This is a genomic window from Streptomyces sp. NPDC004065, assembly GCF_044903565.1.
Classification (GTDB): Bacteria; Actinomycetota; Actinomycetes; order Streptomycetales; family Streptomycetaceae; genus Streptomyces.
On sequence record NZ_JBJDQT010000004.1, the window covers coordinates 206,172 to 228,190 of the forward strand.

Annotated in this window: 20 protein-coding genes; 15 read left to right on the forward strand and 5 right to left on the reverse strand. The window is 76.7% G+C overall.

The window, feature by feature from the left end; genetic code table 11:
* Window positions 1–269: 269 nt before the first annotated feature.
* The 12 genes from ACI2LW_RS08220 (at window position 270) to ACI2LW_RS08275 (ending at window position 13,365) form a co-directional block, all read left to right on the forward strand.
* On the forward strand, window positions 270–1,232 hold the full coding sequence (locus ACI2LW_RS08220) for an NAD-dependent epimerase/dehydratase family protein (protein ID WP_404730348.1): 963 nt from the start codon (window positions 270–272) through the stop codon (window positions 1,230–1,232).
* A 439-nt stretch (window positions 1,233–1,671) separates the two neighbouring features.
* Window positions 1,672–3,309 (forward strand): carbamoyltransferase, encoded by a 1,638-nt coding sequence (locus tag ACI2LW_RS08225; protein ID WP_404730349.1) that lies wholly within the window; start codon window positions 1,672–1,674, stop codon window positions 3,307–3,309.
* On the forward strand, window positions 3,306–4,388 hold the full coding sequence (locus ACI2LW_RS08230) for a glycosyltransferase family 2 protein (protein WP_404730350.1): 1,083 nt from the start codon (window positions 3,306–3,308) through the stop codon (window positions 4,386–4,388). The genes ACI2LW_RS08225 and ACI2LW_RS08230 overlap by 4 nt, the downstream gene beginning before the upstream one ends.
* A complete protein-coding gene (locus tag ACI2LW_RS08235) occupies window positions 4,385–5,179 on the forward strand; it encodes an HAD-IIIA family hydrolase (RefSeq protein ID WP_404730351.1) in 795 nt (264 codons plus the stop codon). Before ACI2LW_RS08230 ends, ACI2LW_RS08235 begins: the two co-directional genes overlap by 4 nt.
* The gene (locus ACI2LW_RS08240) at window positions 5,176–6,171 is read left to right on the forward strand and encodes a glycosyltransferase family 9 protein (protein ID WP_404730352.1); all 996 of its coding nucleotides are present in this window, start codon (window positions 5,176–5,178) and stop codon (window positions 6,169–6,171) included. Before ACI2LW_RS08235 ends, ACI2LW_RS08240 begins: the two co-directional genes overlap by 4 nt.
* Window positions 6,168–7,121, forward strand: a complete 954-nt coding sequence (locus ACI2LW_RS08245) for a glycosyltransferase (protein WP_404730353.1) — start codon at window positions 6,168–6,170, stop codon at window positions 7,119–7,121. The genes ACI2LW_RS08240 and ACI2LW_RS08245 overlap by 4 nt, the downstream gene beginning before the upstream one ends.
* Window positions 7,118–8,335 (forward strand): glycosyltransferase, encoded by a 1,218-nt coding sequence (locus tag ACI2LW_RS08250; RefSeq protein ID WP_404730354.1) that lies wholly within the window; start codon window positions 7,118–7,120, stop codon window positions 8,333–8,335. Before ACI2LW_RS08245 ends, ACI2LW_RS08250 begins: the two co-directional genes overlap by 4 nt.
* Window positions 8,336–8,408: 73 nt before the next feature.
* Complete coding sequence (locus tag ACI2LW_RS08255) at window positions 8,409–8,993, forward strand: SIS domain-containing protein (protein WP_404730355.1); 585 nt, start codon at window positions 8,409–8,411, stop codon at window positions 8,991–8,993.
* A gap of 1 nt (window position 8,994) precedes the next feature.
* Window positions 8,995–10,395, forward strand: a complete 1,401-nt coding sequence (gene rfaE2 / locus ACI2LW_RS08260; protein WP_404730356.1) for a D-glycero-beta-D-manno-heptose 1-phosphate adenylyltransferase — start codon at window positions 8,995–8,997, stop codon at window positions 10,393–10,395.
* Window positions 10,396–10,517: 122 nt separating this feature from the next.
* Complete coding sequence (locus tag ACI2LW_RS08265; RefSeq protein ID WP_404730357.1) at window positions 10,518–11,564, forward strand: glycosyltransferase family 9 protein; 1,047 nt, start codon at window positions 10,518–10,520, stop codon at window positions 11,562–11,564.
* A gap of 21 nt (window positions 11,565–11,585) precedes the next feature.
* The gene (locus ACI2LW_RS08270; protein ID WP_404730358.1) at window positions 11,586–12,446 is read left to right on the forward strand and encodes a glycosyltransferase family 2 protein; all 861 of its coding nucleotides are present in this window, start codon (window positions 11,586–11,588) and stop codon (window positions 12,444–12,446) included.
* Window positions 12,447–12,468: 22 nt separating this feature from the next.
* Complete coding sequence (locus ACI2LW_RS08275) at window positions 12,469–13,365, forward strand: glycosyltransferase family 2 protein (protein ID WP_404730359.1); 897 nt, start codon at window positions 12,469–12,471, stop codon at window positions 13,363–13,365.
* A 379-nt stretch (window positions 13,366–13,744) separates the two neighbouring features.
* Here ACI2LW_RS08275 and ACI2LW_RS08280 read toward each other — a convergent pair whose 3' ends face one another.
* Window positions 13,745–14,053, reverse strand: a complete 309-nt coding sequence (locus ACI2LW_RS08280; protein WP_404730360.1) for a DUF3040 domain-containing protein — start codon at window positions 14,051–14,053, stop codon at window positions 13,745–13,747.
* 65 nt (window positions 14,054–14,118) lie between these two features.
* Window positions 14,119–15,039, reverse strand: a complete 921-nt coding sequence (locus tag ACI2LW_RS08285; RefSeq protein ID WP_404730361.1) for a polysaccharide pyruvyl transferase family protein — start codon at window positions 15,037–15,039, stop codon at window positions 14,119–14,121.
* A gap of 185 nt (window positions 15,040–15,224) precedes the next feature.
* Between ACI2LW_RS08285 and ACI2LW_RS08290 the strand changes: the two genes are divergently transcribed.
* Window positions 15,225–15,803: a TIGR03668 family PPOX class F420-dependent oxidoreductase gene (locus ACI2LW_RS08290; RefSeq protein WP_404730362.1), complete on the forward strand. Its 579-nt coding sequence runs from the start codon at window positions 15,225–15,227 to the stop codon at window positions 15,801–15,803.
* Between the two features lie 109 nt (window positions 15,804–15,912).
* Window positions 15,913–16,338, forward strand: a complete 426-nt coding sequence (locus tag ACI2LW_RS08295) for a CBS domain-containing protein (protein ID WP_404730363.1) — start codon at window positions 15,913–15,915, stop codon at window positions 16,336–16,338.
* Window positions 16,339–16,529: 191 nt separating this feature from the next.
* Here ACI2LW_RS08295 and ACI2LW_RS08300 read toward each other — a convergent pair whose 3' ends face one another.
* A complete protein-coding gene (locus tag ACI2LW_RS08300) occupies window positions 16,530–17,321 on the reverse strand; it encodes a S1 family peptidase (RefSeq protein ID WP_404730364.1) in 792 nt (263 codons plus the stop codon).
* Between the two features lie 324 nt (window positions 17,322–17,645).
* Complete coding sequence (locus ACI2LW_RS08305; RefSeq protein WP_404730365.1) at window positions 17,646–20,462, reverse strand: ATP-binding protein; 2,817 nt, start codon at window positions 20,460–20,462, stop codon at window positions 17,646–17,648.
* Between the two features lie 260 nt (window positions 20,463–20,722).
* Between ACI2LW_RS08305 and ACI2LW_RS08310 the strand changes: the two genes are divergently transcribed.
* The gene (locus ACI2LW_RS08310) at window positions 20,723–21,103 is read left to right on the forward strand and encodes a putative zinc-binding protein (protein WP_404730366.1); all 381 of its coding nucleotides are present in this window, start codon (window positions 20,723–20,725) and stop codon (window positions 21,101–21,103) included.
* Between the two features lie 56 nt (window positions 21,104–21,159).
* On the opposite strand, the gene ACI2LW_RS08315 is transcribed toward ACI2LW_RS08310, so the two are convergent.
* On the reverse strand, window positions 21,160–21,984 hold the full coding sequence (locus ACI2LW_RS08315; protein WP_404730367.1) for a helix-turn-helix transcriptional regulator: 825 nt from the start codon (window positions 21,982–21,984) through the stop codon (window positions 21,160–21,162).
* Between the last annotated feature and the right edge of the window lie 35 nt (window positions 21,985–22,019).

Below are 22,019 nucleotides of genomic sequence, written 5' to 3' on the forward strand. Positions count from 1 at the left end.
CCCCCGGCCCCGACCTCGCCGCCCGCCCCGCTTTCGCCATCGTCCGCAACCCCTGCCCGGTTTCCGCCGTCTTCTTTGTCGCCGAAGCCATGCCGGGACTCTATACAGTGTGTATAGACGTGGTGTATAGCGGGGTCGAAAATGTGACCGACGGATCTCTGCTCGGTCTACGGGCGCGGGTGCTCGGCCGACGGGCGCCGATGTGTGCCGTCCTGCCAGGGGGTTACTCAAGCCATCACGCGAGTGAAGGCGAGAGGGAGGAGAGTCCCGTGAGCGGACGGACCTGGCACCGGGCCCTGGTGACCGGCGGAGCCGGCTTCGTGGGATCCCATCTGTGCGCGCGGCTGCTCGACGCCGGAACGGGCGTCGTGTGCCTGGACAATCTGGCCACCGGCGCGCACGCCAACGTCGCCGAACTCGAGCGGCGCCGCGGCTTCCGCTTCCTCCGTGCCGACACCACCGACCCCGGCGCCCTGCGCGGTCTGCCCGGCCGCTTCGACCTGGTCCTGCACCTCGCCTGCCCGGCCTCGCCCGCCGACTACCTGCGGCTGCCGCTGGAGACCCTGGAGGCCGGCAGCGCCGGCACCCGCAACGCCCTCGAACGCGCCCGCACCGACGGCGCCCGCTTCCTGCTCGCCTCCACCTCCGAGGTCTACGGCGACCCGCTGGAGCACCCACAGCGCGAGGACTACTGGGGCAACGTCAACCCCGTCGGCCCGCGCAGCGTCTACGACGAGTCCAAGCGCTTCGCCGAGGCGCTGGTCACCGCGCACCGCGCCACGCACGGCACCGACACCGCCATCGCGCGCATCTTCAACACCTACGGCCCCCGCATGCGCACCGGCGACGGCCGCGCCGTCCCCACCTTCGTCGCCCAGGCGCTGGACGGCCTGCCCCTCACCGTCGCCGGTGACGGCAGCCAGACCCGGTCGCTGTGCTACGTCGACGACACGGTCGACGGAGTGCTCGCCCTGGCCGCCTCGCGCGAGCCGGGGCCGGTCAACATCGGCGGCACGGACGAGATCACCGTGCTGGAGCTGGCCCGCCGGATCGTGGACCTCACCGGCTCCTCCTCCCGCATCCGGTTCGTCGACCGCCCCGTGGACGACCCCGGCCGGCGCCGGCCCGACACCCGGCTGGCCCGCGAGCGGCTCGGCTGGCAGCCGCGCGTGGACTGGTCCGAGGGCCTGCGGCGCACCATCGGCTGGTTCTCCCGCGCCGTGGCCGCCTGAGCACCCGCAGGGGGCTACCCCCACACGCGCCCGGTGCGGGGGCGCGCGGGGTCGCGGTCGCCTTCGCCGGGGCCCGCGCCCGGTGCGGGGTCGCGGTCGCCTTCGCCCGGGCCTGCGTCCGGCGCGCTGCCCCGGTCACCGGTGCCCGGTCCGTCCTGCCCGCGGTGAGTCGACCGCGGTGTCCCGAACCGTACTGCGGCCGCCCGCCGGCAGGTCTCACACAGCGTCCCCAAATCGTGACATGAGGTGAGAAAGCGGTCTTTCACGGTGCCAGTTGACTTCACGCGTTTGAGACAGGCGAGGCGCGGCACCCAGAAGCCCGGAGCCCCGACCGGCACAGGAGCCCACTCGCACCACAGAGCCGAGAACGCGGTCCGCGGGCCCCACGAGCCGCAAGTCCCCACGCAGAACCTTCCGCCAACGGGACGGAGCCGCCCCCATGCGCATCCTTGGTATCAACGCCCTGTTCCACGACCCGGCCGCCGCCCTCGTCGTCGACGGCCGCACGGTCGCGGCCGCCGAGGAGGAGCGCTTCAGCCGACGCAAGCACGGCAAGCGCCCGGTGCCGTTCTCCGCGTGGGAACTGCCGGAGCTCTCCGCCCGCTGGTGCCTGGAACACGCGGGCGTACGGCCGGAGGAACTGGACGCCGTCACCTACTCCTTCGACCCCGCCCTCGCCCGGCCCGCCGCCGACCTGGGCCTGTCCGACCCGTGGGACCCGCTGCGCCTGGAGTACGCGCGCCGCGCCCCGGAGTTCCTCGCCGAGGCGCTGCCCGGCCTGGACCCGGCCAAGGTCGTCTTCGTGCCGCACCACATCGCGCACGCCGCCTCCGCCGGTCCCGCCTCCCCGCACCCGGACAGCGCCGTGCTCGTCCTGGACGGCCGCGGCGAGGCCGCCTCCCACCTCGCGGGCCGCTTCCACGACGGCAAGCTCGACACACTCGCCGCACAGGCCCTGCCCGACTCCCTCGGCCTCGTCTACGAGGAACTCACCGCACACCTCGGCTTCCTGCGCAGCAGCGACGAGTACAAGGTCATGGCGCTCGCCTCCTACGGCAAGCCGCGCTTCCTGCCCCAGTTGCGCCCCCACGTCCACGCCACGTCCGACGGCGGCTTCCGCGCCCACGACGTCGACTGGGCCGCCCTCGCCCCGCCGCGCGGCAGGCACGAGCCATGGACCCGGGACCACGCCGACCTCGCGGCCAGTTGCCAGGCGGTGCTGGAGGAGGTCCTGCTCGAACTCGTCCACTGGCTGCACCGGGAGGCGGGCGGCGAAGCCCTCGCCATGGCCGGCGGCGTCGCCCTCAACTGCGTCGCCAACTCGGCGATCGCCGCCCGGGGCCCGTACCGGCACGTGTGGGTCCAGCCCGCCGCCGGCGACGCCGGCACCGCGCTGGGCGGCGCCCTGTACCTCGCCGCGAGCGAGGGCGAGACGCCCGGACCCATGCCGGGCGCCGACCTCGGCCGCGGCTGGAGCGACGACGAACTGCGCCACTGGCTCGAGGAGGCCGGCGTACCGTACGAACGGCCCGACGACATCGCCGCGACGGTCGCCCGGGAACTGGCCCGCGACGGCGTGGTCGCCTGGTTCCAGGGCCGCAGCGAGTACGGCCCGCGCGCCCTCGGCCACCGCTCCCTGCTCGCCCATCCCGGCCGTGCCGAGAACCTGGAACGGCTCAACCGGGTCAAGGGCCGCGAGGAGTTCCGGCCGGTCGCGCCCATGGTGCTCGCCGAACGCGCCCACGAACTGTTCCAAGGGCCCCTCCCCAGCCCGTACATGCTCTTCGTGCACGACGTCCACCGCGACTGGCGCGCCCGCATCCCGGCCGTGGTGCACGTCGACGGCACCGCCCGCATCCAGACCGTCGACGAGCGGCACGAACCGCTGGTCGCCCGCATGCTGCGGGACTTCGAACGGCACACCGGACTGCCCGTCGTCGTCAACACCAGCCTGAACACCGCCGGCCGGCCCATGGTCGACGACCCGCGCGACGCGCTGGAGTGCTTCGGCAGCGCGCCCGTGGACCTGCTGGCCATCGGCCCGTACGCGGTGCGCAGGGGAAGGGCGTACGCATGAGCCGCACCGACGGCCACCGCGACCGCCGCGCCGCCGGCCACCGGACCGCCGGCCACCACGACGGCCACGCCGCCGGGCCCGCCTACGCCGTGGTCGTGCCCACCCTGGCCCGGGCCACCCTCGCCGACTGCCTGGCCGCGCTCGCCGCCGCCATCGGGCCGCCCCCGGAGGAGATCGTCCTCGTGGACGACCGGCCCGACCCCGAACCCGGCGCCCTGGACCACCCGCTGAGCGTCCTCGGCGAACTCCGCGACCGCACCACCGTGCTCACCAGCGGCGGCCGCGGACCCGCCGCCGCCCGCAACACCGGGCTGCGCGCCGTCACCACGCCCTGGGTGGCCTTCCTCGACGACGACGTCCAGGTGGGCCCGCACTGGTGCGACCAGCTCACCCAGGACCTGGCCGAGGCGAGCCCCGACACCGGCGCCGTCCAGGGGGTGATCGCGGTGCCCCTGCCGGGGGAGCGGCGCCCCACCGACTGGGAGCGCAACACCGCCGGACTCGCACAGGCCCGCTGGATCACCGCCGACATGGCCTACCGCACCGAGGCGCTCAAGCAGGTCGCCGGCTTCGACGAACGCTTCCGGCGCGCCTTCCGCGAGGACGCCGACCTCGCGCTGCGCGTCCTGGACGCCGGCTGGCGCATCCGCCAGGGCCGCCGCACCACCCGGCACCCGGTGCGCCCCGCCGACCGCTGGGTGTCCCTGCGCGCCCAGCGCGGCAACGCCGACGACGCGCTCATGCTGCGCCTGCACGGACGCGACTGGTGGCAGAAGGCGGTCGCCCCGCGCGGCCGCATCCGCTCCCACCTCGCCATCACCGCCGCGGGCGCCGGCGCCTGCGCCCTCGCGCTGGCCGGGCGCCGCCGCGCCGCGGCCGTCGCCGCGCTCGGCTGGGCGGCGGGCACCGCGGAGTTCGCCTGGGCGCGCATCGCGCCCGGGCCACGCACCCGTGAGGAGGTGACCACCATGGTCGCCACCAGCGTCCTCATCCCCCCGGTGGCCGGCTGGCACTGGCTGAGCGGGCTGTGGCGGCACCGCCGTGCCCCCGCCTGGCGGGAGGGGGAGGTGGCGCCGTGAACCGTCCGCCGCCCGCCGTCCGCGCGGTGCTCTTCGACCGGGACGGCACCCTCGTCGAGGACGTCCCCTACAACGGCGACCCCGCCCAGGTCCGCCCCGTCGACGGCGCCCGCGACGCCGTACGGCTGCTGCGCGCCCGGGGCGTGCGCACCGGCGTCGTCACCAACCAGTCCGGCGTGGCACGCGGTCTGGTGTCCGCCGCGGACGTCCGCCGCGTCAACGCACGCGTGGACGCGCTGCTCGGCCCGTTCGACGTGTGGGCCGTGTGCCCGCACGGGCCCGGCGAGGGCTGCCCCTGCCGCAAGCCGCGGCCCGGCCTGATCCTCACGGCCGCGGCCCGGCTCGCCGTCGAGCCCGCCGCCGTGGTCGTGATCGGCGACATCGGCGCCGACGTCGAGGCCGCCCGGCGCGCCGGCGCCCACGGCGTCCTCGTGCCCACCCCCGTGACCCGGCCCGAGGAGACGGCCGCCGCACCCCATGTGGCGCCGGACCTGGCGACGGCCGTCCGCGCCGCGCTCGCCGGACCCCCCTGGCCCGCCGCCCCGGCCGCCGGCGGAGACCGCCGGGAGAACACCCCGCCCGCCACCGTCCCGGGCTGCCGGCACACCGGTCCCGCACACGCCGTCCCGGGCCCTCAGCAGGCCGACCCCGCACACGCCGCCCCGCCACACGCCGACCCTCAACACCCCGACCCCGCACACCCCGGCCCCCAACACCCCGACCCCGCACACGCATACGCCGACCCCGCACACGCCGGCCGCGAAGCCGGTCACGGCCGGAGGCCCCGATGAAGGCCCTCGTCACCCGACTCGACAGCTTCGGCGACGTCCTGCTCGCCGGGCCCGCCGTCCGCGCCGTCGCCGCCCGCGCCGACCACGTCACCCTGCTGTGCGGGCCGCGCGGCGAGCCGGCCGCGCGGCTGCTGCCCGCCGTGGACGAGATCCTGGTGTGGGACGCGCCCTGGGCCGGCTTCGAACCGCCGCCCGTCGACCGCGCGGCGACCGACGCCCTCCTGGACCGTCTGGCCGCCCTGGACGCCGGCACCGCCCTCGTCCTGACCTCCTTCCACCAGTCCCCGCTGCCCACCGCCCTGCTGCTGCGCCTGGCCGGCGTCCGCCGCATCGCCGCCGACAGCGTGGACTACCCCGGCTCGCTGCTCGACGTGCGCCACCAGCGCGCCCCGCACGCCCACGAGGCCGAGGCCGCCCTCGACCTCGCCGAGGCCGCCGGCTTCCCGCGCCCCGACGACGGGCGGCCGCGGGTCCTGCCCCCGCCGGACACCACCCACCTCACCGGCCCCGGGCCGTACGTCGTGCTGCACCCCGGGGCCAGCGTCCCCGCCCGTGCCTGGAGCCCGGGACGCTGCGCGCAGGCCGTGCGGGAACTGGCCGCGGCCGGACACCGGGTCGTCGTCACCGGCGGCCGGGGCGAGAAGGACCTCACCTCCCGGGTGGCCGGCGCCCACGGCCTGGACCTCGGCGGCCGCACCGGCGCGCCCGAACTGTCCGGCGTGCTGGCGGGCGCCCGCGCCGTCGTCACCGGCAACACCGGCCCCGCCCATCTGGCCGCCGCCGTGGGCACCCCCGTCGTCTCCCTGTTCGCCCCCGTCGTGCCCGCCGAGCGCTGGCGCCCCTACGGCGTCCCCTGCGTGCTGCTCGGCGACCAGCGCGCGCCGTGCGCCGGCAGCCGCGCCCGGAACTGCCCGGTGCCCGGGCACCCCTGCCTGGAGTCGGTGACCGCCAACGACGTGCTCGCCGCCGTGGAGAAGGTGATGCAGGCGTGAGAATCCTGATCTGGCACGTGCACGGCTCCTGGACGACCGCGTTCGTCCAGGGCCCGCACACCTACGTCGTCCCGGTCACCCCCGGCCGCGGGCCCGACGGCCTCGGCCGCGCCCGCACCTTCGACTGGCCCGACTCGGTGATCGAACTGCCGCCGGAGAGGCTGCGCGACGCGGACATCGACGTCGTCGTCCTGCAACGCCCGCACGAGTACGACCTGGTACGGCGGTGGCTCGGCCGGCGCCCGCCCATGGTGTACCTGGAGCACAACGCCCCGCTCGGCGACGTGCCCGACACCCGGCACCCGGTCGCCGGCCTGCCCGGCCCTGTGCCGCTCGTGCACGTCACCCACTTCAACCGCCTGATGTGGGACGCCGGGGGCGCCGACACCACCGTCGTCGAGCACGGCGTCGTCGACCCGGGCCCGCTGTGGACCGGCGAACTGCCGCACGCGGCCGTCGTCGTCAACGAACCGGTGCGGCGCGGCCGTACCACCGGCACCGACCTGCTGCCGGGCTTCGCGCGGGCCGCCCCGCTCGACGTCTTCGGCATGGGCACCGACGGCCTCGCCGGCCGGCTCGGCCTGCCCCCCGGCCGCTGCCGCTCCCACGAACTGGTGCAGCGGGAACTGCACCGGGCGATGGCAAGGCGCCGTGTGTACCTCCACCCGGTCCGCTGGACCTCCCTCGGCCTGTCGCTGCTGGAGGCGATGCACCTGGGCATGCCCGTGGTCGCCCTCGCCACCACCGAGGTCACCGAGGCCGTGCCCCCGGGCGCCGGGGTGGTCTCCAACCGGATCGACGTACTCACCGACGCCGTACGGGACTTCGTCGCTGATCCGGGGTACGCCCGCACGGTCGGCGAGCAGGCGCGCGCCGCCGCGCTCTCCCGCTACGGACTGACCCGCTTCCTGGACGACTGGGAGCGGCTGCTGAAGGAGGTGACCCGATGAGGATCGCCATGGTGTCCGAGCACGCGAGCCCGCTCGCCGCGCTCGGCGGCGTCGACGCCGGCGGCCAGAACGTGTACGTGGCCCGCCTCACCGAGGAGTTGGCCCGCCGCGGACACGACGTCACCGTCCACACCCGCCGCGACGGCCCGGACCTGCCCGACCGCGTGCCGCTGCCCGGCGGCGGCATGGTCGAGCACGTGCCGGCCGGGCCGCCCGAAGTCCTCCCGAAGGACGCCCTGTTCGAGTACATGCCGGCCTTCGGCGGCCATCTGGCCCGCGTCTGGCGCCACGAGCGGCCCGACGTGGTGCACGCCCACTTCTGGATGTCCGGCATGGCCTCCCTGCTCGGCGCCGGCCCGCACGGCATCCCGGTCGTCCACACGTACCACGCCCTCGGCACCGTCAAGCGCCGCCACCAGGGCAGGGACGACACCAGTCCGCGCGAACGCATCGGCATCGAACGGCAGATCGGCCGCACCTGCGAACGGGTCCTGGCGACCTGCACCGACGAGGTCCACGAACTCGCGGACATGGGCATCTCCCCGGGCCATGTCTCCGTGGTGCCCTGCGGGGTGGACGCCGGCCACTTCCACCCGCGCGCCGACGCCTGCGGCGCGCCCGCCCGCGTCCAGCGGCACCGGCTGCTCGCCTGCGGCCGGCTCGTCCGCCGCAAGGGCTACGACCAGGCCATCCGCGCCCTCACCCGGATCCCGCACGCCGAACTCCTCGTCGCCGGCGGCCCGCCGGCCGCGCTGCTGCACACCGAACCCGAGGCCGAACGGCTGCGCCGGCTGGCCGAACAGGAGGGCGTCGGCGACCGGGTACGGCTGCTCGGCGCCGTCGACCCGCGGCGGATGCCCGCCCTGATCCGCAGCGCCGACCTGGTGCTGTGCACACCGGTGTACGAGCCGTTCGGGATCGTGCCGCTGGAGGCCATGGCCTGCGCGGTGCCCGTCGTCGCCACCGACGTCGGCGGCCACCGCGACTCGGTGGCCGACGGGCGCACCGGCCGGCTGGTCCCCGGGGGCGACCCCGCGGCCGTCGCCGCCGCCGTGCGCGAACTGCTCGGCAGCGACCGCACCCGCCACCGCTACGGCGCGGCCGGCCGCGAACGCGTCCTCGCCCGCTTCACCTGGGCGCGCGTCGCCGACGGCGCCGAACAGGTCTACCGGCGCGTCACGGCCGCCCACGAGCCGAAGCCGGAGGTGGCGTGATGCCCGCCGTACCCGGAGGTGGCGTGATGCCCGCCGTACGCCGTCCCCCCACCGAGTTCCCGGAGGTGACGCCATGAGCGTCGGGACACCGGCCGTCACCGGCCACTGCGACGAACTCCTGGACGCCCTCGGGCAGTTCCGCGGCTCCGCGCACATCACCCAGCGGTGGGGGGAACGGCTCGCCGCCGTCCTCGGGGGCGGCGGGCGGCTGCTCGCCGCGGGCAACGGAGGCAGCGCCGCCCAGGCCCAGCACCTCACCGCCGAACTCGTCGGCCGCTACCGCGACGACCGGCCGCCGTTCTCCGCGATCGCCCTGCACGCGGACACCTCCAGCACCACCGCCATCGCCAACGACTACGGCGTGGACGCGGTGTTCGCCCGCCAGGTGCGCGCCCACGGCCGCCGCGGCGACGTCCTGATGCTGCTGTCCACCAGCGGCGCCAGCGCGAACCTGCTGTCCGCCGCCGACGCCGGCCGCGCCGCCGGCCTGCGCGTGTGGGCGCTGACCGGCCCGGCACCCAACCCGCTCAGCGCGGGCAGCGACGAGGCGCTGTGCGTGGCCGGGGCGTCCACGGCCACCGTGCAGGAACTCCACCTGGTCGCCGTGCACATGGTCTGCGCGGCCTTCGACGCCGCCGTCGAGCGGCACGGGAGGTGACATGACGGGCAAGGCACCCCTGGTCGTGGTGGGCGACGCCCTGCTGGACCGCGACCTGACCGGACACGCGGACCGGCTCGCGCCCGACGCGCCCGTACCGGTCGTCGCCGACTGCGACGAGCGGGTACGGCCGGGAGGCGCCGCCCTGACCGCGTACCTCGCCGCCCGCGACGGCCGCGACGTCACCTTGGTCACCGGCCTGGACGACGGCCCGGCCGGCCGGGAGCTGCGCCGGCTGCTCGAACCCTGGCTGAGGCTGGTCCCCCTGCCGACGACCGGAGCGCTGCCGGAGAAGACCCGCGTGCTCGCCCAGGGCCGCCCCGTGGTCCGCCTGGACCGCGGCGACGGCCGCGTCCTGCGGGCCACCGCCGAGGCCCGTACGGCGCTGTCCGGCGCCCGCGCCGTCCTGGTCTCCGACTACGGCCGCGGCGCGGCGGACGCCCTGCGCGAGGAGCTGGCCGGACGGCCCCCGGTGGTCTGGGACCCCCACCCGCGCGGCGGCCCCCCGGTGCCGGGCACCCGCCTGGTCACCCCGGCCCGCGCGGAGGCGCACGCCTTCGCCGCGGCCCTGGACGCCGGCCCCGGGCACGACGGCGCCGCCGACCGGTCCGCCCCCGGCAACGCACTGCGCGCCGTCGCCCACGAGGCCACCGCCCTGGTACGGCACTGGCGGGTCGCCGCCGTCACGGTGACCCTCGGGGCGCGCGGCGCGCTGCTGTCGTACGGCGAGCACCCGCTGCTGGTCCCGGTGACCGCCGCCCACCACGGCGACCCCTGCGGCGCCGGCGACCGCTTCGCCGCCACGGCCGCCGGACTGCTCGCCGACGGCGCGCTGGTGGGCGAGGCCGTGGAGGGCGCCGTCACCGCGGCGACCGCCTTCGTGGGCGCGGGCGGCGCCGGCGCCCTGCAGGGCACCCGGCGCACCCCCGCCGCCCCGCCGCAGGGGGAGGACCCGGCCGGCGTGGTCGCCCGCGTCCGTGCGGGCGGCGGCACCGTCGTCGCGGCGGGCGGCTGCTTCGACCTGCTGCACGCCGGGCACGTGGGCCTCCTCCAGGCCGCCCGGCGGGTGGGCGACTGCCTGGTCGTGTGCGTCAACTCCGACTCCTCCGTGCGCCGCCGCAAGGGCGAGGGCCGCCCGGTCAACCCGCTGGCCGACCGGGTGCGCGTGCTGAGCGCGCTGGCCTGCGTCGACGCGGTGGCGGTCTTCGACGAGGACACCCCCGAGAGCCTGCTGGCCGAACTCCGCCCGGACGTCTGGGTCAAGGGCGGCGACTACGCGGGCGCGGAACTCCCGGAGGCCGCCCTCCTGGAGGAGTGGGGCGGGCAGGCCGTCCTGCTCCCGTACCTCGACGGCCGCTCCTCGACGGCCCTGATGGCGAGGGCGGCGGAGGGCGCACGGTGACGCGCCGGGGCGGAAGGGCCGCCGGAACGGCCGCCGGTACGGACACCGGGGCCGGCATCGGGACCGGGACGGGGGCCGGTGCCGGCCCCGAGGGCGGTACCGGTGCGGGGGCCGGCGGGGGCGTGCGCCGTCCGCGGCTGCTGGTGCTGCGAGCGCTCGGCCTGGGGGACCTGCTGGCCGGCGTCCCGGCCCTGCGGGCACTCCGCCGCGCCTTCCCGCACCACGAGCTGGTGCTCGCCGCGCCGGCCGGGCTGGCGCCGCTCGTGGCGGCCACCGGCGCCGTGGACCGGCTGCTGCCCGCGGCCGCGCCCGGCCGAGCCGTACCCCGCACGCTCGACTGGAGCGGCCCCCCGCCGGACGTGGCCGTCGACCTGCACGGCAACGGACCGCCCAGCCACCTGCTCCTGGCCGCCCTGCGCCCGGCCCGGCTGTTCGCCTTCGCGCACCCCGGCACACCGGACGTCGAGGGTCCGCCGTGGTACGCCGACGAGCACGAACGTGAGCGCTGGTGCCGCCTGCTGCGCTGGTACGGCGTCGACGCCGACCCCGCCGACCTGCGGCTGCCCCGCCCGTCCGCGCCCTGCCCGGCCCCCGGCGCGGTCGTCGTGCACCCCGGCGCCGGCTCCCCGGCCCGCTGCTGGCCGGCCGGCCGGTACGCCGCCGTGGCCGAGGCGCTGCGCGCCCGCGGTCACCGCGTCGTCGTCACCGGGGGAGCGGACGAGGGGGACCTGGTGGCCACGCTCGCCAAGAAGGCGGGCCTGCCCGACACCGACGTCCTCGGCGGCGGGCTCCCGCTGGATCGGTTCTCCGCCCTGGTGGCCGGCGCCCGTGCCGTCGTCAGCGGCGACACCGGCATCGCCCACCTCGCGGTCGCCCACGCCACCCCCTCGGTCACCCTGTGCGGCCCGGTCCCGCCCAGCCGCTGGGGCCCGCCCGCCGGCGACCCGCGCCACGCCGCCCTGTGGCACGGCCCGCGGGGCGACCCGCACGGCCGCCGCCCCGACCCCGCGCTGCTGCGGATCACCCCCGGCGAGGTCCTGCGGGCCCTCGACACCCTCCCGGCCCCGGGACCGCCCGGCTCACCCCCAGGCCCACCGGGCCGGCCGCCGCAGCAACCCGGCGACCGCGCGCCGCGGCGCCCCGAGCCACCGATGCCACCGATGCCGTAGAGGCGACGGGAGACCAGCACCATGGAACGCTCCTCCGTCGGCGTGGTCATCGCCACCCGCGACCGCGCGGACACTCTCGCCGTCACCCTCCGCCACCTGCTCGCCCTGCCCGAGCGGCCCGAGATCGTCGTGGCGGACAACGCCTCCACCGACGGCACCCGCACCCTGCTCGCCCGCGACTTCCCCGAGGTCCGCGTGCTGGCCCTGCCCGCCAACCGCGGCGCCCTCGCCCGCACCGCCGGCGTCCGCGCCCTGACCACCCCCTACGTGGCCTTCAGCGACGACGACTCCTGGTGGGCCCCGGGCGCCCTGGAGCGGGCCGCCCGGCTCTTCGACGCCCACCCGCGGCTCGGCCTGCTCTCCGCCCGCACCCTCGTCGGCCCCGGGCAGGAGCCCGACCCGCTGAACGAGATGCTCGCCGGCTCCCCGCTCGGCCCCGCCACCGATCTGCCCGGCACCCAGGTCCTCGGCTTCCTCGCCTGCGCCTGCGTCACCCGCCGCACCGCCTACCTGGACGCGGGCGGCTTCCACCCCGTGCTGTTCTTCGGCGGCGAGGAGACCCTGCTCGCCTACGACCTGGCCGCCCGCGGCTGGGGCGTCACCCACTGCCCCGAGGTGGTCGCCCACCACCATCCCGCGCCCACCCCGCGCACCGGCCGCCCCGCCGTCCAGCGCCGCAACACCGTCCTCACCGCCTGGCTGCGCCGCCCGCTGCCGCACGCCCTGGCCCGCACCGGCGCCCTCGCGGCCGACGCCCGCCACGACCCCGGCGCCCGCCGCGCCCTGCGCGAGACCCTCACCCGCCTCCCCGGCGCCCTGGCGGCCCGCCGCCCGCTGCCCCCGCACGTGGAACGGGCCGCCCGCTCGGTCCCGAACGGCTGACCCACGACCCCCGGAGGCCCCCGTGACCGACCCGCGCACCACCGTCGTGGTCATCACCCACAACCGGCGCCCCGAACTCCTGCGCACCCTCGACCGCCTGGCGGAACTCCCCGAGCGGCCCGAGGTGATCGTCACCGACAACGGCTCCACCGACGGCACGTCCACCGCCGTGGCCCGCCACCATCCGCAGGTACGGCTGCTGCGCCCGGGCCGCAACCTCGGCGCCGTGGGCCGCAACCTCGCCGTGCGCCGGGTGCGCACGCCCTACGTGGCCTTCTGCGACGACGACTCGTGGTGGTCGCCGGGCGCCCTGTCCGGCGCGGCCGACCTGCTCGACCGGCATCCCGCGCTCGGCACCGTCACCGCCCGCATCCTCGTGGAACCGGACGGCACCGAGGACCCGATCGTGGCGGAGCTGCGCGACTCGCCCGTGCCCGGGCCGCGCTGGCTGCCCGGGCCCGCGCTCGGCTCCTTCCTGGCCGCGGCGACCGTGCTGCGCACCGACGCGTTCCGGCGGGCGGGCGGCTTCAACCCGCGGCTGTGGCTGGGCGGCGAGGAGGAACTGCTCGCCGCCGACCTCGCCGCGGACGGCTGGTGGCTGACCTACGCCGAACAACTGACGATCCATCACCAGCCGTCCACGGTGCGGGACCCGACCCGCCGGCGCAGGGACGGCATCCGCAACACGCTGTGGTTCACCTGGCTGCGCCGCCCCGTCCCGCGCGCCCTGCGCCGCACCCTGCACCTGGCCCGCACGGTGCCCCGCGACACCGCGTCGCTGCGGGCCTTCGCCGAGGCGACGGCCGCGCTGCCGTGGGTACTGCGCGAGCGGCGCGTGCTGCCGCCGGAGGTGGAGGGGCGGTTCAGACTGCTGGAGGACAGCCAGCGCCGCTCGACGGCCCGCAGCTACACCGGGTGACGAACAGGGGCGACGAAGGGCCCCGCACACGCCGGAGCGTGTGCGGGGCCTCGTCTCCCTGGTCGGTTCGTCTCCCTGGTCGGTGTTCCCGGGCCGCTCGCCCTTGGGGCCGCGTCCCCGCTCGGTGCGCGGGCCGCTGCTGCGGAACTTGGGGTCCTGCTGCAGCCGCTCGTTGGCGGCCTCGTTGGCGTCCTGGTCGGAGATGCCCGACCGCTCCGCCTCCTTGCGCGCCCTCGCGCGCTTGGTGTCGTACTTCTTGCTTCCTGGCCCGGGCACGACGATCACCTCCGTCCGGCGGGTCCCCCCGGCCCCAGGGGGCAAACGGCTCGCACGGCCGAAGGCGGTGCGAGCCGTGACGGCGGTCGCGGTGCGGGCGCGCTCAGGACCCCGTCCACCGGCACAGCAGCCGGAAGGCGGCGAACAGGGACAGCGGCCACACCGCGGCGAACGCCCAGATCACCCCGGGCCGCGAGGTCACGATGCCGGCCGTCATCAGGGCGACCGACACGGCCAGCAGCAGGAGCACGGTCCACGGGCGGGGCGTCCAGGACGCGACCCCGGACAGATCGGGCCGGCGTCGGCGGCGCGCCGTGCGCAGCCGCCTCGCCAGCCGGCGGTCACGGCTCAGGGCGCGCTCGATCTCGTCGAGAATGCGCTGTTCATGATCGGGAAGTCGGCTTGTCGACACTGTTGCTCCTACGGGGAACCGGCCTGCCTGCCGCAATGGATCCCGGGTGCCCGGACGCCGCCGAACTAACCGGCGCCGGGCGGCCGGAGCGCCCCCGCGAGCCGGTCCGCGCCGTCCTCGCCGGCGCCGGAGGCGAACTCGTCCCGCAGCCGCCGCGCCGCCACCCGGCCCGAGGACAGGCACCAGCCCCACCAGCGCTCCAGCTCCGCCGCGCCGACCCGCTCGGCGGGCACCAGCGCGGGCCAGCCGCAGGCCCGTGCCTGGGCGGTCACCTTCGCGCCGCCCACGACCGGGTCCACGGCCAGCGCCGGCGTGCCGGCCCGCAGCGCGAGCACCATCCCGTGCAGCCGGTCGGTGACCACCACGTCCACGCGGTCGAGCAGGGACTCCAGTTGGGCCGGCGTGGCGCACAGCCGCCAGTCGTGGACGTCGAGCCGGGTCTCCAGCTCCAGACGCGCGCAGTCCTTGCCGTGCAGCCAGGCGGTCACCTCCCGGGCGACCGCCTCGTGCCGCCGTGCGCCCCCGTACTCGTGCTGCCCGTGGGTGAGGACGACTCCCACGACGGGCCGGTCCGGCAGGGCGGGGGCGCGGGCGGCGAGGTCCCGGGACGGCTCGGCGCCGGCCGCGTCCCTGGCCAGGACCCGGTGGAAGCCGGTGACGGCGGGGGCGGCCGGGTCGATCACGGAGGTGCCCACCGCGATCCGCACACAGTGCGCGTACCGGCGGTGCAGCGCCTCGATCTGCGGCCCGTGCAGCGGACCGCACACGAACACCAGCCACCCGTACCGCTCGGCCGGCGCGTCCTGCAGGTGCAGCGCGCCGGGCCGGAAACCGGGGCTCCAGGCGACGTCGTACGCCAGCCCGGACCGCCGCAGCACGTCCTCCACCCGGTGCAGGGCCAGTACGTCGCCGGCGGTCGCCTCGCCGTCCGGGAAGCTGAACCACCCGGTGAGCAGGACGCGCGGCGTTCGTCGTTCTCCATGCACAGTGCGCCCCGGGTGCCCGGCCGCCCGCACGCGAATCGTCCCCGCTCGCCGGCGGGTACCCGGTGTGACGCGGGAGGGGAGCCGGGCGACGGAAGGAAGCGGGAGGGGAGCCCGGCGACTCGGAAGGAAGCGGGAGGGGAGCCGAACGACGGAGGAAGAAGGACGGGAGGCAGCCCGTGCCACGGATGAGCCCCCACCAGGCGCGCTCGCGGTTCGCCGCCGCCCGGGTGGCCCGGCTGGCCACGGTGGACGACGCCGGGCGCCCGCACCTGGTCCCGGTGGTGTTCGCCACCGACGGCGCCGACGGGATCGTCACGGCTGTCGACCACAAGCCCAAGACCACCGCCCGCCTCAAGCGGCTGCACAACATCGAGGTCTCCCCGGCCGTGTGCCTGCTGGCCGACGCCTACGACGAGGACTGGGACCGCCTGTGGTGGGCCCGGGCCGACGGCGGCGCCAGAATCCTGGCGCCCCACGGCCCCGGCGCCCCGGCGGCGGACACGCGCCGGGAGCACGAGGAGCACGAGGAGCACGCGGAGCACGCGGAGTACGCGGAGTACGCGGAGTACGAGAAGCGCGCGGAGTACCAGGAGTACGAGCAGTACGAGGAGCGCGCTGAGTACGAGGCAGCCGTCGCCGCCCTGCGGCGGAAGTACCCGCAGTACGCCCGCACCCCGCCCCGCGGACCGGTGATCGCGGTCACCGTCCACCGCTGGACCGGATGGCAGGCCGCCCCGGCGGACCCCGCCGGCCCGCCCGGATGACCGGGACACCCGCACGGCGCCCCGCCCGTTTGGCCGCACCCGTTCTGGCTACGCGGCCGGTGGGCCGATGTTCCGGTGCCCCGCACGTGACCCCTCCGGGAGGTGCCCCATGACCCGGCGAGTACGCGACGTGATGTCCCCCGGCGCGGTGGCCGTCGAGCCGATGACCACGCTGGAGCGCGCGGCCCGTGTGATGCGCGAGCAGAACGTGGGAGACGTGCTGGTCGCCTACGACTGCGATCTGTTCGGCGTCCTCACCGACCGCGACATCGTGATCCGGGCCGTGGCCGACGGTCGCGACCCCCACGAGGCGACCGCGGGCTCCGTCTGCACCCGCCCTCCCGTGGCCACCCTCACCCCGGACGACACCACCGACCACGCCGCGGAACTGATGCGCCGGTACGCGGTGCGCCGGCTGCCCGTGGTCGAGCACGGCGGCTGCCCGGTCGGCATGGTCAGCCTCGGCGACCTCGCCACCACGGAGGACACCCGGACGACCCTGGCCGAGATCACCGCCGCCGACCCGAACCGCTGACCGGACGGCGGCCGTCGCGCCGACCCGTGGGAAGCGGGCGCCGACTTGTGAGAAGGGCGTAGGACCCCGGGGAAGAGGGGGCGTCGGGCCGCTTGGATAGGGGGCGTTGCGGGCCGCTCGTGGTGGCTCGCAACGCCCCCTGGCACTCACCTGAGGGCGGTCCCCTCAGGAGTCGGCCGCCGGGGCACGGCTCAGGACGCGACCTGCGCGCTCACCAGGCCGGAGAAGGTGGTCAGCCGGGTGTAGACACCCGGATAACCCGCCTCGGCGCAGCCGTTGCCCCAGGAAGTGATCCCTGCCAGGACGCCCCCGATGAGCAGGGGACCGCCGCTGTCGCCCTGGCAGGTGTCCACGCCGCCGGAGGAGTATCCGGCGCACACCATGTCGCTCGCGACGAAGTCGGAGCCGTACGAGCCGCGGCAGCTCGCGTCGGACACGACGGGAACCGTCGCGGTCCGCAGTTGGTTGGAGGAGCTTCCGCTCTCCGAGGTGGTGCCCCAGCCGAGGATGCGCGCGGTGGTACCGGCCGCGTACACGCCCGTGTCCGAGGCGGAGACGTACCTGGCCGTGGAGTACGGCATGGACGTCGACAGGGTCAGCACGGCCACGTCGTCGCCGTTGGTGGCGTCGGTGTAGTCCGGGTTCACCCAGATCCTGCTGACCTTGCTCACCGTGCCGTTGGTGCCGTTGAGATAGGTGCGCCCGCCCACGACGCGGACGCTGCTCGTGGTCTCGCCGACCATGCAGTGCGCGGCGGTGACCACCTTCCTGGCCGCCACCAGGGTGCCGCCGCAGAACTGGTTTCCGGCGGCGTCGGTGATCTGCATGACGAAGGGGTACGCGGTGGTGGTGGTCGTGGTGCCGCCGACGATGGGCTCCGGTGCGGCGACCGCGGTGGGGGCGGTCAGCAGCGCGGTCGCGGCGGCGGCGCCGGCGGCCGTCAGCGCGGCGGCGGTCCGTCTGGCTCGGGTGAGGCGGAACATGCGTCTCCTCGAGGGCTGGCCGGTGGGGGGTCGCGCGGGTGGGGGTGGAGCACGCAAGTCCTGGGATCTGCGCTCGGAACCCCGTGTGCCCGGGCGAGCGGCACGCCCCTTACGCTAGGACCGGGCGCACCCGCCTCCCAATGAGGGAACCCCCTAACGGAGTTGGGCAGGGAAAACCCTCGGTCCCACCCGGTGGTCACGTCCTGCCCGGTGGTCCGGTCCCGTTCGGCGGTCCCCGGTCGTCCCGTGGCGCGCGAGGCCGCCGTGCCGGAGGCGGCCGGCGGCCGTCACCGCGTCCACCCGGTCAGTCAACCCGCGCCGTGCTCACTTCGCGCGCCGGCCCGCCGCCAATCGGACGATGTCCACCCGCGAACGGATCCCCAGCTTGCGGTAGACCCGGGTGAGGGTCGCCTCGACCGTCTTCACGCTGACGTACAGCCGGGCCGCGATCTCCCGGTTGGTCGCCCCCTCCATGACCAGGGCGGCCACCTGACGCTCCATCGCGGCCAGCCCGTCCAGCGCCGCGCCGGCGGCTTCCGGTTCCGCAGGTGGGGTGGCGGCGGCCTCGTCCACCTGGCGCAGCCACGGCAGCGCCCGGCACCGCCGGAACAGCCGCGCGGCCTCGTCGTACGCCGTCGGACCCGGTACGGCCCGCGCCCCCGGCCGGGCCGGCCCGGAAGCCCGCGCGGCGGCGCGCAGCCGGGCCAGCGCGAACGCCGCCCGGGCCTCCTCCAGTCCGTGCCCCAGCCTGGCCAGCCGGTCCTGCGCCGACGTCAGCTGCGTTACGGCGCCGTCGTGGTCACCGCGCGCCGCCCGCACCAGCGCCTCGGACCGGTCGAGCACGGCCAGCACGCTCTCCCGGCCCAGCCGCACCGCGTGCTCCCGGGCCGCGTCGACGACCTGCTGCGCCTCCGCCGGCTCCCCGATGCGCACCAGGGCCTCGGCCAGGTCGCCGTGCCAGCGCCCGCGCGCCGGGTCGGTGACGCCGAGCCCCTGCTCCAGCTCCCGCACCTGGCGCAGCGCCGCCACGGCGGACCGCGCGTCCCCGGCGACGAACTGGGCGTATCCCAGGGCGGCCAGGGCGCGCGAGAGGTACATCTGGTCGCCGTCCTCCTCGGCGTGCTCCACCGCCTCCCGGGCCAGGGCGAGCGCCCGCCCGGTGTCGCCGCCGGAGGCCTCGGCGAAGCAGGCCAGCATCGCGGAGGCGCCCTCGCCGATGCCGGTGTCCCGGGCCAGCCGCAGGCTCTCGCGGGCCAGGTCCAGGGCGCGGCCGCAGTGCCCGGCGCGCAGTTCGGTCTCGGCGAGCATCCGCAGGTAGTGCACCTCGCTCTCGACCATGCCGCGCCGCCGCACCTCGCGCAGCAGCGCGGTGATGGTGGCCCGGGCCTCGGTCAGCTGGTCGCTCATCAGCAGCCAGCGGAAACGGGCCGAGCCGACGCCGTTGTGGTGGCAGGCCACATAGGGGTCCTGGGGCTCCTTCAGCGCGCGCCTGATGGTGAGCGGCGCGTCCGGGTGGCCCATCAGGGTCTCGGTGGAGGACTGGAAGGCGAGCGCCATGAGCTCGGTGCGCCGGTCCCGGCCGCGCGCGGCGAGCTCGGCGGCATGCGCGGCCTCCTCGCGGGCCTCGGCGAAGTCGCCCTCCACCACCAGGGCGCGCCAGGCCAGCTGGTAGTGGACCAGGGCGAGCAGCCGCGGGTCGTTCCCGGCGTCGGCCAGCGCCTGCGGGAACACCGCGTCGACGTCCCCGAGGGCCTGGCCGGCCGCCTCGATGACCACCATCCACGCCCGCACCCGGTCGGCGGGCGCGGTGGCCCGGGTCAGCACCTCGCGGGCGATGTCCCGGGCGATGTCCACCTCGCCGGCCGTGATGGAGTCCTCGGCCGCCTCCAGGCGCCGGATGTCCGGGTTCGGGGCGCCGTCGGCGGGGGTGTGCCGGGCGGCGAGCAGGGAGAGCGAGGCGGCCACCGACGGCGCCCCGCGGTCCCGGGCCAGTTCGGCCGCCTCGGCCAGCCGGGCGGCCACCCGCGGATCGGTGCCGCTGCTGGAGAGCGCCAGATGGCGGGCGCGCTCGATGGGGTCGGAGGCGGCCGTGGACAGCGCGGCGTGGGCGGCGCGGCGCTCCCGGGCGGGCGCCTCGGCGTACAGCGCGGCGGATATCAGGGGGTGCGCGAACCGTACGGCCGGGCCCTCGGGCTCGGTGGCCAGCAGCCCGAGCGCGGCGGCCTGGGCGCACTCGGCCTCGGCGTTCTCCCGGCCGGCCGCGTGCAGCAGGGCCGGGGTGGGGCGGGCGCCGGCGCTGGCCACGAGCAGGGTGCGGCGGGCCTCGTCGGACAGCATCTCCAGACGGCTGAGCACCAGCGCGCGCAGCGAGGTGGGCACCGGCAGCGGCTCGCCCGGCCGGGGCGGGGTGGGGTTCTCGGCCAGGGCACGGCCGAGTTCCAGGGCGAACAGCGGGTTGCCGCCGCTGGTGCGGTGGATGTCACGGACGGTGGAGCGGGGCAGGCCGGTGTAGCCGCGCTGGTCGAGCAGGGCGGAGACCTGGGCGCGCGAGAGCGGCCCGATCCGGACGGCGAGGGTGTCGGGCGGGCAGGCGCGCAGATGGCGGTCCCAGTCCTCGTCCTCGGTACGCACCGCGCACAGCATCTGCACGGGTGTCTCGCCCAGCCGGCGGGCGGCGAAGCCGAGCAGTTCGGCGCTGGCCGAATCCAGCCACTGGAGGTCGTCGGCGACGACCAGCACCGGGCCCTTGGCGGCGAGCGCGCGCAGCGCGGACAGCACCGCCAGGCGCAGGGCGAGCCCGTCGCGCTGGAGGCTGGACTCGCCGCGTCCGGTGAGCGCCGACTCCAGGGCGGTGCGCTGGGCGGCGGGCAGGCCGGCCGACACCTCGTCCAGGACCAGGCCGAACAGGTCGGCCAGGGCGAGGAAGGGCAGGTGGGACTCGGACTCGGTGGCGGTGCAGCGCAGCACGGTCCGGGCGGTGCCGGACTGCTCCGTGGCCAGGGTCCGCAGCACGGTCGACTTGCCGATTCCGGCGGGACCCTGGACGACCACGCTGCCCCCGCGCGAGAGCTGCTCGCGCGCCGCCGCGAGCAGTTCCTCCCGGCCGATCAGGACGTCGGTGCGGGGTCTGCCCGGCTCCATGAAGTCTCCTCCCACGGACCGCCGCTCCCCTCTTATGTCGCGTCCAGGCCAATCTTAGGCAGCGCACCTTTGCCGTGAGGGGGGTCAGGGCGGTGAGGGAAATAACAAGGTGACCGAGGAACAACAGCTCACAAGGCCCGAACGGACCTTTCCGGACCCCGGCCGGCCCAGGATTCCGCCCGCCCGCCCGTCCTAGGCTCGCGTCGTTCCCGCCGTGTCGAGTACGGCGTCGAGTGCTGCGTTGAGTGAGGCCCGCCTTGGTGACCCGTCGCCGTGACCTGCCCCTTGTCTACTCCTGCTCCGGCTGCTCCAGCGCGGCGCAGATGACGAACTGGATCGCGGTCCAGCTCGACCGGCGCGGGATCGCCGAGATGTCGTGCATCGCCGGCGTCGGCGGGGACGTGCCGAGCCTGGTCCGCAAGGCGCGCGGCGACCGGCCGGTGATCGCCGTCGACGGCTGCGTGCTCCAGTGCGCCCGCAGCTGCCTGGCCCGGCACGGGGTGACGCCGGCCGTGCACCACCTGCTCAGCGACGACGGGGTGCGCAAGCGGCTGGGCGAGGACTTCGACCCGGAGCAGGCCGAGCGCGTCCTGGACGGCCTGATCGACCGGATCGCCGAGGAGATCGGCACCACGGCGTAGCCGGCGGGTGGACGCCGGCGCCGTGCCGGGGCCTCCGCGGGGGCCTGCGCGGGGATTCAGCCGCGGGAGCCGGCCGTGTCGGTGCGCCGCAGGGTGGCCACGCACAGGTGCGGGGTGACGAACGGCTCCAGGCCCTCCGCGGCCAGCGGTGCGCGCAGGGTCTCCACGGTGCCCCGCATCAGTCCCAGATGGATGGCGCAGACGATGTCCGGGCGGCGCTGGGCCACCTCGCGGAACGGGCAGTGGTGCAGCCGCAGCCGCCGCTCGGCGCCGGGCGAGGGCCTCTGCCCGGACGTCTCCGGTCCGGACGCCTCCTGCTCGGACGCCTCCGCCACGGATCGCGGCCCGGGCCCGGGCTCGGGCCCGGACCCCGGCTCGGGGTCCGGCTCCGGCTCCGGCTCCGGCTCCGCGACGAAGCCGATGTCCTCCAGCGTCGCCACCAGCCTGCGCTCGCCCTCCTCGGCGCCGACGCGCTCGGTGGGCGCCGGGGCGTCGGTCAGGTACGCGCCCCAGGAGTGACCGGCCCGGGTGGCGGCGGCCACCGGATCCTCCACCGAGGCGGAGACGACGCCGAGGAGGATGTCGGACAGCAGGCGGAAGCTGCGCGAGCCGTCCGGGCCCTCGGTGGGCACGGCCGAGTAGACGACCTTCGGCCGCCCCGGCTCGTCGCGCGGCGCGGTGCCGCGGGCCGCCAGGCCGTCGGCGGCCAGGGCGTCCAGGTGGAAGCGGGCGGTGTTGAGGTGGACGCCGACGCGCTCGGCCACCTCGGCCACGCCGAGCGGCCCGTCCGCCTCCCGCAGCAGCTGGAGGACGGCCGCGCGCCGCCCCCGCTGGGCCGGGGCGGCGGTGCCGGGGTCGGTGAGCTGTCGTCGGGGAGCCATACGGGAATGATACGGCCGCGGGGGTTAGAAACAGT

Bases quoted from the DNA above. Each gene is read 5' to 3' on its own strand.
- ACI2LW_RS08225 (WP_404730349.1), top strand. From the start codon at position 1,672: ATGCGCATCCTTGGTATCAACGCCCTGTTCCACGACCCGGCCGCCGCC.
- ACI2LW_RS08230 (WP_404730350.1), top strand. From the start codon at position 3,306: ATGAGCCGCACCGACGGCCACCGCGACCGCCGCGCCGCCGGCCACCGG.
- ACI2LW_RS08240 (WP_404730352.1), top strand. From the start codon at position 5,176: ATGAAGGCCCTCGTCACCCGACTCGACAGCTTCGGCGACGTCCTGCTC.
- ACI2LW_RS08250 (WP_404730354.1), top strand. From the start codon at position 7,118: ATGAGGATCGCCATGGTGTCCGAGCACGCGAGCCCGCTCGCCGCGCTC.
- ACI2LW_RS08255 (WP_404730355.1), top strand. From the start codon at position 8,409: ATGAGCGTCGGGACACCGGCCGTCACCGGCCACTGCGACGAACTCCTG.
- rfaE2 (WP_404730356.1), top strand. From the start codon at position 8,995: ATGACGGGCAAGGCACCCCTGGTCGTGGTGGGCGACGCCCTGCTGGAC.
- ACI2LW_RS08270 (WP_404730358.1), top strand. From the start codon at position 11,586: ATGGAACGCTCCTCCGTCGGCGTGGTCATCGCCACCCGCGACCGCGCG.
- ACI2LW_RS08290 (WP_404730362.1), top strand. From the start codon at position 15,225: ATGAGCCCCCACCAGGCGCGCTCGCGGTTCGCCGCCGCCCGGGTGGCC.
- ACI2LW_RS08295 (WP_404730363.1), top strand. From the start codon at position 15,913: ATGACCCGGCGAGTACGCGACGTGATGTCCCCCGGCGCGGTGGCCGTC.
- ACI2LW_RS08300 (WP_404730364.1), bottom strand. From the start codon at position 17,321: ATGTTCCGCCTCACCCGAGCCAGACGGACCGCCGCCGCGCTGACGGCC.
- ACI2LW_RS08305 (WP_404730365.1), bottom strand. From the start codon at position 20,462: ATGGAGCCGGGCAGACCCCGCACCGACGTCCTGATCGGCCGGGAGGAA.
- ACI2LW_RS08315 (WP_404730367.1), bottom strand. From the start codon at position 21,984: ATGGCTCCCCGACGACAGCTCACCGACCCCGGCACCGCCGCCCCGGCC.